Here is a 12,590-nt window from a genome sequence, read left to right on the forward strand (position 1 = left end):
ATGGCTCCTCTCTCTCCGTGTAACATGGATAGAACCCAGGGAGCCTCCACCATGTCCGGGTCGGCTATTGCTTGTGCCAGACAGTGGAACGGCTCCGATGCTTCCTTGGGTTCTATAAGTTACCGTGGATCATCTTAGTTTAATTGTGCTTCAGCTTGTTTCTGTGCATCAGCCAGAACGTCATCAATCGCTTTGCCGTTCAGGAAGTTTTGCATTTCAACAACCAAAATGTCCTCGATGGCATATGTGTTGATACCGTAGTTTACGCTAGGGATTTCTTGTGTCCATTTTGCAAAATCAGCAAACACTTTTTGTCCACCGAAGAACTCGTCGGCTTTATCAAATGCTTCGCCTTCTGCCGCCGGTTTGTACGTGCCGATTGCACCAATGTTGTTCAGCAAATCTTGATACAATTGTTTATCAGAACCGAATGTTTTACCCATGAAGTCAGCCGCTTGGTCTGCACCAGCAACATTATTCATAACGTACCAAGAGCTGCCACCCAAGTTCGATGCGTGTACAGAATTCGATTGTCCAGCCATTTTAGGAAGTGGTGCTACCGCCCATTTGCCAGATTGCGATGCTTCTTGACGCACGGATGGTGTAATCCAGTTTCCTGTAGGAATGGTAGCAACATCACCATTGTTGAATGCTGCCACGAATTGGCTCCAGTCGGAGTTCAACTTAACGATATTTGCATCCATCATTGCTTTGTACGTTACAAATGCTTCTTTCAGTGCTGCATTGCCAGCCAGATCAGGTGTTTTACCATCTTCTTTGGAATACCATGAACCTGCGGATTGAATCATCATACGGATCAGACCCAAATCGTTAGGATCAAGTGTGATCAGATCTTTGCCAGTTTTGGCTTTCACATCTTTACCGATTTTGATGTAATCATCCCATGTGATGTCCTGAAGGTCAGCTGCTTTGTAGCCTGCTTGCTCCAGCAAATCTGTTCTGTAGTAGAGACCTGTTACACCAGAGTCAAACGGAACACCAAACTGTTTGCCATCAAAAGCGGTTGGTCCCAGTTTGTACTCTGCGAAATCGGAAGCTTTGATTGTAGAGGACATATCTTTAAATGCATCAGGGTAAGCGTTCAGGAAACTTTGTGCACGGTAATCTTCAATCAGAACAATGTTCGGAAGGCCGCTGCTTGTTCCCGAGTTCAAACCTGTATTCAGCTTTTGGATAATATCAGCTTGAGCATATTCAATGATGTTGATTTTCAGATCAGGATTTTGTTTTTGATAGGCTTCTTTTGCTGTTTCTAATGCAGCGACGTTAAACGCTTTATCCCAAGCCCAGATCGTAATTTCATTAGCGGTTTTTTCACCCTCACTTGCCTTGTTCCCTCCACCACCGGAAGAACATGCAGACAACAGCAGGACAGTAACGAGCATCAGTACCCACATTTTTTTCAAACGATTCAACTCCCCTTCGACCTCTTTGTGTGTAATTTGTTTGCGTTTTCTGAAAGCGTTTGCTCTCGATGAATTCATCTTATCATTCCCAAATCTTCATTCGTTAGTAATAATTTTGTGTTGATTTGTCATCTTATTGCCACAATGAAAACCTTTACAGAAACCGCTTGCATTAAATTTGTTTTTTTGTAATTTCTTTTGATTTTGTACTTTTTTAATCTGAATATTTTACAAGTCTGGCTGAATTCTTACGCTCTGAGCACCAAAAAGGCCCTCCCGTGTTGTCAACGACAACCCAGGAAGACCTTCTATAAAGCCACCTTTTCATAAAAATAACGACCTTGTATTCACTCAAAAGCTATTATTAGCTCGTAATCAACGGAAGTGTAACAGTAACCCTTGTACCCTCTCCCGGTTTGCTCATTATGGTTACACCATAAGGTGCCCCGTACAATAGCTCTATGCGATCATGTACATTCCGGATACCAATACCACTAAACAATTGCCGATTATTCTTCGGATTGGGCAGCGACTCACCCATGGAGAATCCTTCTATCCCGTCCCCGTTATCCATAATCTCGCAAATCAATGACTCTCCGGCTCTGGAGACCATCACATGAATAGTGCCTGTTTCCTTGGAAATGAATCCATGGAAGAAGGCATTCTCGATAAAGGGCTGAATCACCAGTTTGGGTACATGATAATGTGTACAATCCGGAGCTACGTAGAAGGCTGCTTTAATGCGCCCTCCGTATCGGACATGATTAATGAATACATAGTTTTTCAGGTTTTCGACCTCTTGCTCCACCGTTATCGTCTCACTCACGTTACTAATCGTATTCTGCAATAAGGAGATTAACGCATTGATGGTTTCGGCAGCCCTATCCTTGTTGCCTTGCTGAACCAGAACTTTCACGGAAGCCAGGGTATTGTACAGGAAATGAGGATTAATCTGGCTTTGCAGCGCCGCCAGCTCGGCATTTCGTTGCTCCCGCTGTGTAAGTACCAGCTGATCCACATAGTCATGAAGTTCGTCCAGCATGTAGTTATAGGCGTGACCTAACTGTCGACTCTCATAACTCCCACTGACTGGAATATAGTTGTCCAGATCACTTTTGGTTATATTGGACATCTGCTTCACAAGTCTGCGCAGCGACTTCGTGATCTGATTCGTAATAAGGAACACGAGTATGAGAGCTCCGGCTACAATGGCTGCACAGATCAGAGCAATTGTCTTCATGTCAATCAGCTGCCCCATCGCGAGATCCTTATCGACGACGTTTACAATATAAAACCGATAAAATGGTAAGTACTCGGACAATACCACACTGTCCTGATCCATGACCCGTGCATTTACACCTTTTACACTTTCGTTATTCATTTCTCTGGCATAGGTCAGCAATTCGAGTTGAGTGGTGCCGATCCACTCTTCACGATTGGACGATACAATCTCACCCGTATCATTCAGAATAACCACATCATTGCCCCTGCTCGTGAAACTGCTATAGAACTGACGAAATGCGTTCTCTCTCATGGTGACATACAACGTACCATAGAGTCGGTTTTCAGCACGATCCGTCAATGCCTTGGTCGCTGAGATCATCTGCTGGGCAGTCTCATCATTCGTCTGATAGTCGTCAAAAATGATCCGGTTCGGACTGGCCGCTGCTTCCAGCGTAATCGGCTGCTCTTTCAATTCATCTGCTGATAAACGAAGATGAGATCGATCGGTGGAATACGTACGCCCATTAATACCGCTAATCGTTATACCAACTTCATAGGACTCCGTAATTGATTGAATCCGGTCCATCGTTTCTCTCATATTATAATAGGATTTTGCCATCGTGAGGGAGTCACCCTCCCCCTCAGACAGATAACCACGAATTGCCCCGCTTTGGCTAACATTATTGGATACAGCAGCAATCGCATCGTTGAAGGATTCAAAGTTCGTTTTGATCTGGCTAAGTACCTTGGAGTTCGTAATACTGAACGTCTCGGTAAACAGCTTGGTCGACATATGAATCGATGTCCATAGAATGAGCACGGAGACAAGAATGATGCTAACGAACATAACGAGGAACAGTTTTGGGAAAAGTCCAAGCCTTGAGAATGCATTCATCCATTTCTTCATCCATTTCTTCATTTATTTCTTCCTTCTGACGTTATGCCCAGAATTTTCGCCGGTATCGGCTCGGTGACAGTCCAGTAAATTTTTTGAACACCTTGCAAAAGTAACTGTGGTCGGAATACCCTACCATGCTGCTAATTTCGGAAATGGTAACATCGTCTGAGCGGAGCAGTTCCTCTGCCTTTTCAATCCGAATCTTATTCAAATATTCGTTAAAGCCTTCTTTTTTGTGTGAAGAGAAATAACTGGACAAGTACGATGGATTAAAATGAAAATGCTTGGCTACTTCGGCAAGTCCGAGTGGCTGATCAAAGTGCTGATGCATATATTCCAGCAGCATTTTCATATTCGGATCACTTCGTCTTGCGCCCTCTCCAGTCGTGCACTCCTGTACCTCAGCCATGAACTGATCCAGCACATTCATCGCTTCTGTTAGACTAGAGGCGCCATCCACATGTTTGAAATAGGCATACTTGCTCTCTTCCAGTGCAGCGGACTGCACATCCATATCAGCCAAGGTAATGGTTACGTTAAAGATCAGATTGCCCAGAAAGGACTTAATTTCAAACACATCCGCAATATAATCCCGCCCCAACGTAAGGGCATGCTCCTGCAAATATTCTCTTGCGGCTTCTGTTCGATTTCGCTTCACATGCTGCAAAAACATGTTCACATTGAACTGATATCCTGCAGGGTGAAGAGGCGGAAGTTCGCCATACACCAGAATAGATCGGTCCTCATAATAAAAGCGATACTCCATTAGCTTGATCAGACGTGTTCGATATACGTCCCCCATCTCTTCAAATGAAGAGAAGCTGTCGCTCAGCACCCAGCAAGGTCCGTCCTGCCCGTCCTTATTCTCGCTCGCCAACTCCTTAATTCGCTGCACCATCCATTCATCCTTCGTAGGCTCAACATTAAGGAGCACCACTGGCGAGGTACCTTCGGCCGGAACGATTGCGCACTCCACGTCGGGGAGCAGATCCCGTAACCTGGACTCCAATTGCTCGTTATCCAGCTTGTGCACACGTACTTGTGTATCCTGCGGCTTATATACGAGTAAGCGGAAGCATCGGTGAGGAAACGTCTCCCTAATCATAAGCAACTCATTATCCTCATCCAACGTAAAACCGGACAGCATTTTCTCCATCAGTTGTCCGAGCCTCCACCCATCATGAGAAGGCTCAAACTGCAATTCGGGAATTTTGCCAGCCGTACGCTGAAGTACTTGTAATAATTCATTGGTATCCAGTTTGGGTTTCAATATATAGTCTGCTGCTCCATTTTGGAGCGTTGAACGTACATATTCAAATTCACTGAAGCTGCTAAGTACGATAACCTCAATCTGCGGATGACTGGCTTTTAACGTCCTGACAAATGTTTCCCCATCCATCACAGGCATTACGATGTCCGTAATGACAATATCCGGCTGTAATGAATGTACCTGTTCAAGCCCTTCTTCCCCGTTGGAAGCTTCACCTACAATCTGAAAACCTTCAGCTTCCCAGTTCATATGGTGCTTAATGCCTTGCCTTACAAGAAACTCATCGTCAACAATCAGCACCTTACACAACCGGTTCATGACCCTTGACCCCCTTGTCTAATCTTTCTTCTATGTCTGTTCAAGATATACCATCATATATCGGATATGGCTTCCCCGTGTTAGCGGTTACATTAATTTAAAAGTTTTGTACTTCTTTTTATATCTCAAAACGAACGTTTAAGCAATGGTAGGCATTTTGCATAAATCCATAGAGCGACTTTCAATCAGCAAGATTTTTATCTTGTACCCGGGAGTGAGTTGATTCGAATAATGCAAAATGCTAACGGAAACTCACTTTAGTGTACACTATATTTCGACAAAATAAGAAGCCCCGGCCCGCCATGAATCATTTTCGGCGAGCCAGGACTTCTTATCGATATACGTTTAAATTAAGTCATACTTTCATTTCAAGTTCAGGTCTAAGGTTCGATACCCCATTGAAGACTTCCGGCAATATATCCCGTTACTTTGTTCCAGTCAGTATAGGCTGTTTGACTTGGAGCAAACGAATAATCATCCGTCTGAGTGTAGTTGGTCCAGTCTGTTTTGGAGAACCGTGCCTGAATTTCAGTACTTTGCCCCGCTGCCAATGAACCCGCAGAAGTTTTGAAGCCAATCTCCAGCACGGAATCTGCTCCGGTCACTGGGGTCGACAGCGCGCTAAACGCCCCTGTAACATTGTCGTTTCCAGCTGTTGCCCAGTCACAGAAAAAGTTTTGGGCTTGAGCGCCATTGATCGTATAATAGTAACGAATTTTGACGTCGGAAAGATTAATGGCCGAAGTACCTGTATTCGTTAATTTGATCTTAGGATTAATGGAGTTCCCCGTTGCTGAAGTCGTTCCATTAAACATCTCAATTCGAATGGCTCCTGCGGGTACAGCCGTCGTGTCTTTGATCGTCAGATTTAGGATCGCATCATTGCCTGCATTGAAATGAAAGGTTAACGCCGCGCTTCCCTTGGACAAAGAAGCCAGATAGGTTTTACTCAACACGACCTGATTGCCCGATAATGTGTAATCCGTACCTGAAACCAGCGTTGTATTGCCATTACGTATTGCACTAAAAGTGTTTCCGTTCAGTGTCAACGTTACAGGAATATCTACCTGATTGCCTGTATTTTTATCAAATTCCGCATTCACTGGTGTGATGGCCGAACTGTTCACCGGAGTCTCGCCTCCACCTTCTCCACCGCCATTGTTCCCACCAATACGGTCAGCATATAAAATGCCTCGTCCATTCGTACCCAGATACACTCTTCCATACAAACGTGGATCACCTGTAATCGTGGTCACACGTGCATATTGATGCTGATTATCGTTAATCCGTACCCAATTCGCCCCGCCGTCATCGGAACGGAAAAATCCACGTGTTCCATCAATCTTAGCAATCGTGTACAGCGCGACCACGTTCTGCCCAGGTGCCGCTTTACCAAAACCGATGCTGTCCGCTTCCTCCACATTTGCAATCTTGGTAAAGGTCGCTCCTGAATCGGTGGAATGCCACAGACCATATGGCCCTTCCTCTTCACTGCCGCCTGCAAACCAAAGTTCGCCTTCCGTTCCTGGAACAGCATCCAGATCTGCATTACCTTCTACCGGAAGCCCAGTTGCCGCAGATGCAGTGAAGGAGGCACCACCATTGGTGCTCACATAGACTTTACCGGCAGCAAATCCATAGAATTTGTTCGGATTCACCCGGTCGGAGATCACTTTTGCCTGTGCGGGAATACCTGAACTCGCTGTCCATGAGTTGCCGCCAGTGGAATAATGCACACCCTTGTCCGACGTGCTCCATACAAGTCGATTACCATTTGCCGAGATAGCTACGGTTCCTCCTCCGGTTGTACCGGCAGGCTCTGCGTTTGCCTTATACCACGTGGTCCCACCATCGCTGGATAAACCAATGGATTTTGCATTCGGATCAGCAGTATAGTCTGCTTTACCAACGCGAACCATGGTATTCGGACTTAACTCTGCAAAATCCAGACTTTCCGTAGAAGAGTAGTTGGGGCTGGTAAACATCGTAGCTGGTGACTGATCCAGATTGTTATGACGGAATCCCGAGACATCCCCTACCCCACTTAACAAATGTGCACCGCTTGGCGGGCTGATCAGATCCAGAACCGCGATCTCCTCGACCCCTTTGGCCATCACTGAAATATTGATTTTGTTGCCGTCATCCCAGTCTGTCAGATTTTTCGTGCCGTAGATGGTCGCACCTGTTCCATACATCATGCGGTCAGAGTCAAACGGGTCAATCTCCAGATCGCCAATCATCCAGCCCAGCTTTGGAGAAACTTCAGGCGGTGCAGGATTCGTCCCAAAGGTCAACCAAGGAGCGGCCGAAATATCCTGTGTATAGCGCATTTTACGGTTTGGATATCCTTCAAATTCCCAAATGCGGGTCCAAGTAGCTCCACTGTCCGTACTGCGGAACAGATTCGCGTCAGGCCACCAAGAGTTGAGGGTCGCCACCATCAGTGTACCAGGATGCTGAGCATCTACAGCCAGTCCGCCGTATCCAAAATAATTGTCCGAGCTGCTGCTCGGCACTGGACTAATGTTGGTCCATACCCCTGTAGTCGTATTTAGTTTCCAGAGGTCTCCCTTTTCCCCATCATAAGGGCCTGCACCATCGCTGTATGAAATATAGAGATTTCCATTGGCATCCAGTTCTCCGTGATGAGGTAAATACCCTGTAGGCTGTCCAGCAACAGCAGTCCACGTTGCGCCTCCATTTGTACTGCGGTATATGCTTTGATTTTTGTCGGCTACCCCGACATAGATGGTCTGTGTTGCCTGTCCAGCAGAACCTGTTGATTTGTCAAACGTGATCCAAGAAAGACCCACGATGTCACTGGTATATTCATAAGACGGGTCTTCTACATACGTACCGGGATTCGGGAAGCTCGTTACTTTGTTCCAGGTTACGCCGTAATCCGTACTTTTCCAGAGTCCGTTGCCACTACGTGCACCAAAATACAAAATGCTATTTTTATTCGGATCAACGGTCAGGCGTTCCCCCATGGAACGTCCCGGCATGTTACCGCCGACTTTGAACGGAAGAGTGGTGGTCTGCCAAGTATCACCGCGGTCCGTAGAGCGCAGGATGGAGCCGTTGTTTTTGTCCCATGAATTCGTGTACGTGCCGACAGCCATATACACTCGATTCGGATCAACCGGGTCTGTTGCCAGCGCATCGACACCGTTTTTGTTCCAATCATCCCAGCCAACAAAATCGGTGAGTGGAATCCAACTCTCATTCGCAGGATTCCAGCGATAGGCTCCCCCAATATCCGTCCGGGCATAGATCAAATCTTTCTCTGACTCATTGAAAATAATCCCCGGCACAAAACCCCCACCAGCCCCGGTCACGACATTTTTCCACTGGTATGAATCATTCGGTGCCGCATCTGTTGTTCCAACGAGTACTCCCAACGAAACTGCTGCAACAGCAACCGTCAAACTCATCACCCGCAGCTTTCCCAAAAACGTTTTCATAATTACTTAGCCTCCTCTTCAATATGTTCATCGCATCCGGTAAACCCCGCTGTGTCATCATGTTGATGAGTGCAGTGTCAGACATTTAATGCATTGGAACAGGCAATCAGCCCCACCTCCTCTCTATTTTTATAAAACGCTTTCATAAATCAATTTTGATTACCATTCATTGGATTAACCTTGCAATAAATAACATTCGATGGCAATTAAAAAACCCCTTCTGCCCAAATTCTATTTTTTGTATTTTTTTCTGCATATCGCTTTTGAAAACATAAAAAAAGGATGCTGTTTAAACAGCACCCTTCTCCATTGATAAATATTTTATAGACGAAGAACAAAATTCTAGTAACACTATGTCCTTCATTTATTCGGTATCCGACTGTGCTCCCCCGCCAAAAGCGTAGGTTTTCTGCCCTTTCACACCCGGTTTAATTACAAATAGAGATCCAGCATTCGGCGTCTCCGTCAGCCGCTCTTCTCGAATACCGATTCGGGCAGTCGTAATATATAAGTCCTCCAACTCCGGCCCTCCGAAACAGCAGGATGTCACCTGATCTGCAGGTACCTCAATCTGTTGCATCAGCTCTGCTGTATGCGGATTCCAGCGAGTAACTCTTCCTCCGCCCCAGTGGGCAACCCACAGCATTCCCTCACTGTCTACAGTCATTCCATCCGGATAGCCAAATTCCTCCGGTATAGCAATTACACTTGTCCGGTTCGTTATCTCTCCAGCAGCCAGATCAAAATCAAAACGGTCAATGGATCGTGTCGGCGTATCAATGTAATACATCTTCTGTTGATCCGGGCTCCAGCCCAAACCATTGGATGTGGATACATCCCTGAACAACGTTCGAACAGGCTGTCCTTCCTCCAGGCAATAAAATGCCCCTGCCTTGCTTTCATTGTTCATGCTCATCGTCCCTGCCCAGAAGCGTCCAAGAGCGTCACACTTCCCGTCATTGAAACGGTTGTTGTCCTTGCCTTTCTCCGGATCTTCAATCGGCTGTAACTCTCCCGTGAGCAAGTTATAGCTGTGGAAGCCACTGCGCAAAGCAACGACAACCTCATCATCATGGTATGGCACAACCGCACCTACATGCTCGCCAACATCATAAGTCCGATCTTCTCCTGTAGCTGGAACGTATACATGGATCTTGTAGCTTTCAATATCCACCCATAATAATCGATTGTGTTCAGCATCCCAGCTAGGACCTTCGCCCAACAGTGCCGGGGTATGTACTGCAATGTTCAAATCGCTCATGCCATCACGTCCTTTTTAAGATTTGACGCCGCCTGACCATTCGAAACCAATGGCATCCAAGAACGCTTTGGAAAGCACCATATGGCCTGTTGCATCGGGATGAACCCGATCGTAAGTCAGCACAGACGTATAGAAATGATCCCAGAATGGAGTAAATGCAGCCTGTGTATCCACGAAAATGGCGTCATTTTCAGCGGCTACTCTACGAACAGCCTCACCGTATATATCCATCGTAGCCCGCATCGGATCTTCCGGATTGGCTTCCAAATAATAAGGAGACATCAGAACAAGTCCTTTCAACCCAGGACGAACAGAAGCAACCAGATCTCGTAGTGTGGATTCATACTCTTCCAGAAAAACTTGCGATTCTGTGGATAACGGATTGTCAAATTGACGCCATACATCATTGATCCCGATCATAATCGTTAGCCAATCCGGTTTGAGATCAAGCACATCACGGTCCCAGCGCTGCTTCAAATCCCGGATTGTATTCCCACTATTACCCACATTCTGAATCCGCAGCATCAATTCCGGATATATGGAACGCAGCAAGGCATACACTTGCGCCACATAGCCGTGCCCCAGTCCAGAACTCCCTTCACCAACAGGATGTTCACGGCCACAATCTGTGATTGAATCTCCGATAAAAAGCAGCTTATCATTCTTTTGCAATTTCATTGTCGTTTTCTCCTTCGCTCTCATAAGCGTTAAAATATGTGAGATCACTCGTATTCACATTTCATATTCAGGAAAGACATAGATCAGCCAAGTGCCGGGTTACCACCCTTGATTCTTAAGCCAGGTCAGGCACAGATCAGACCAAGCCCGAACGGCATGATCATCCTCTGCCAATCCCAGACCATGTGAACCTTTTTCGAATACATGCAAGTCATAAGGAATGCCGTGTGCACCCAGAGCAAGCGCGTAACGCAAACTGTTTTCTACAGGGACCGCTTGATCATCACTCGTATGCCAGATGAATGCTTCAGGAGCATCTGCTTTCACCTGCTGCTCTGCACTGAAAGCCTTGATCTGTTCAGCAGACACATCTGACCCAAGCAGATTTTCACGAGAACCGGCATGTCCATAGGAGTCCATCGTTATTACCGGATAACAAAGAATAACCCGATCCGGGCGTGAACTCTCCCTTTCAATAGGGTCCTCGTGATCTGGTTGACCCTCGTCATACAAGGTTCCCAACGTGGCTGTAAGATGACCGCCCGCCGAGAAACCAAGTACGGCAATTTTGGAAGGATGAATGCCATATTGCTCGGCATGAGCCCGTACATAACGAATCGCACGCTGACCATCTGTCATGGGTGCCGGATGCTGGTGGGGCGCCACACGGTACTTCAGCACAAATGCGCTAATTCCAGCACGGTTCAGCAATTCAGCGATTGGGGCTCCTTCATGATCGGCCAAAAATCCATAACCCCCACCCGGACATATAATGACAGCGCTCTCGGAACCCGGCTGAATAAATGGAATCAGATGGGGCATTTCATCCTCATGACCCTTGGCCGCATAAGGTGCTGCATGGTCCCACAATGGTATAGTTGTTATCACTTCTATCATCCTCTCTAAGTTGAACGGATACGTTGATCCGTATAGTCATTTTCCAATCTAAGGAATCGATATCATCATAACGGGAAGCACCCTTGCGCATCAATACCTTCCTGGCATCACTTTTTGTTCAATTTGTAACAGGTTACACGGAATCCTCATACTTGAACAGTGTTTTATAGCACATTTAAACCTCAGAATGATTAATATAACGTTCGATACTGCTCAGGAGTTACGCCCTCAATCCGCCGAAACGTAGCCACAAAATGACTCGCATCCCGAAAACCAACCTTCGCTGCCGTTTCCTTGACGGTCAGTTTGCTGTCCCCTGTCATCCATTCTTTCGATTTGCGAATACGAAGGAGAATGAAATAACTGTAGGCGGTCATGCCAAAGGATTGTTTGAAAAGGGTATTCAAATGCCTAGGCGTAATGCCTGGTATGGCGGCCATCTGTTCAAGACCGATTTCGGGATCGGCATAGTGTTCATTCATAAATGAAATTAACGGAGCCAGCCGTTCCACGGCATGGGAGATCGAAGAACGACTGCCCGTCATGCCATGTTTTTTGAGCAAAATCAGAAATCGGTACATGTCCGCTGACGCTTCCAAACCGGACAAATCCTGGTCACTGCTGATGGAACCCAGCACTTCCCTGCCATAATATTCAAGCGGGCTCTCTGAGTCCCACTGGTGAAGGGCTGCCTCCCCCAAACCAAGCGACTCTGTAATGGCCGGGCACTGGGAGCCTCCAAATGTAATGTAGAGGGTCTCCCATTCTCCTTGCGAGCGCACATACTCGTGAGGCTCATTCGGCGGCAGCAAAATGCCGGATGTCTCCCCTAGCTGTACAGTTGAACCTGCAAATCTGAACTCTCCAGCTCCCTTTACCGTCTGGAGCCAGTGATAACAAGGATATCCAGCAGGTCTGTACACATTCTCCTGATTGCCGTTATATCCTATACTCTCGATGTAGAGCGGAAGCGGCTGATCCCGTGGGGTCATAAAATAGCGCCGATGATCGGGTGTGATGAGCATAGGGATTCTCTCCTTTGAACAAAAAGCAAAATTACAGTTCCGTATTCTTATATGTCTCATTACTTTTCTTATATTTTAAAAGTCATATCCATCATATAGTATAGATTTATTCTTATACAAGAGGTGAA

Annotated in this window: 8 protein-coding genes; all 8 read right to left on the reverse strand. The window is 46.4% G+C overall.

Translation table 11 applies throughout. The annotated features are described in order from the left end of the window. Nucleotides 1-134 precede the first annotated feature (134 nt). Complete coding sequence (locus AC4PM4_RS15990; protein WP_371121407.1) at nucleotides 135-1,418, reverse strand: ABC transporter substrate-binding protein; 1,284 nt, start codon at nucleotides 1,416-1,418, stop codon at nucleotides 135-137. Between the two features lie 373 nt (nucleotides 1,419-1,791). Next, nucleotides 1,792-3,558 carry a cache domain-containing sensor histidine kinase gene (locus tag AC4PM4_RS15995; protein ID WP_063564680.1) on the reverse strand — a complete coding sequence of 589 codons (1,767 nt, stop codon included), beginning with the start codon at nucleotides 3,556-3,558 and terminating at the stop codon, nucleotides 1,792-1,794. 31 nt (nucleotides 3,559-3,589) lie between these two features. After that, the gene (locus tag AC4PM4_RS16000) at nucleotides 3,590-5,137 is read right to left on the reverse strand and encodes a response regulator transcription factor (RefSeq protein WP_063564681.1); all 1,548 of its coding nucleotides are present in this window, start codon (nucleotides 5,135-5,137) and stop codon (nucleotides 3,590-3,592) included. 380 nt (nucleotides 5,138-5,517) lie between these two features. Further along, nucleotides 5,518-8,601, reverse strand: a complete 3,084-nt coding sequence (locus tag AC4PM4_RS16005) for a cellulose binding domain-containing protein (RefSeq protein WP_491614029.1) — start codon at nucleotides 8,599-8,601, stop codon at nucleotides 5,518-5,520. Nucleotides 8,602-8,965: 364 nt separating this feature from the next. Beyond that, on the reverse strand, nucleotides 8,966-9,862 hold the full coding sequence (locus AC4PM4_RS16010) for an SMP-30/gluconolactonase/LRE family protein (protein ID WP_063564683.1): 897 nt from the start codon (nucleotides 9,860-9,862) through the stop codon (nucleotides 8,966-8,968). A gap of 15 nt (nucleotides 9,863-9,877) precedes the next feature. Beyond that, a complete protein-coding gene (locus AC4PM4_RS16015; protein ID WP_063564684.1) occupies nucleotides 9,878-10,540 on the reverse strand; it encodes an SGNH/GDSL hydrolase family protein in 663 nt (220 codons plus the stop codon). Nucleotides 10,541-10,639: 99 nt separating this feature from the next. Further along, nucleotides 10,640-11,428 carry an alpha/beta hydrolase gene (locus AC4PM4_RS16020; protein ID WP_491614030.1) on the reverse strand — a complete coding sequence of 263 codons (789 nt, stop codon included), beginning with the start codon at nucleotides 11,426-11,428 and terminating at the stop codon, nucleotides 10,640-10,642. 200 nt (nucleotides 11,429-11,628) lie between these two features. After that, complete coding sequence (locus AC4PM4_RS16025; protein WP_063564685.1) at nucleotides 11,629-12,462, reverse strand: AraC family transcriptional regulator; 834 nt, start codon at nucleotides 12,460-12,462, stop codon at nucleotides 11,629-11,631. Between the last annotated feature and the right edge of the window lie 128 nt (nucleotides 12,463-12,590).

The sequence above is a fragment of the Paenibacillus sp. MDV22-iso6 genome, from assembly GCF_058408365.1.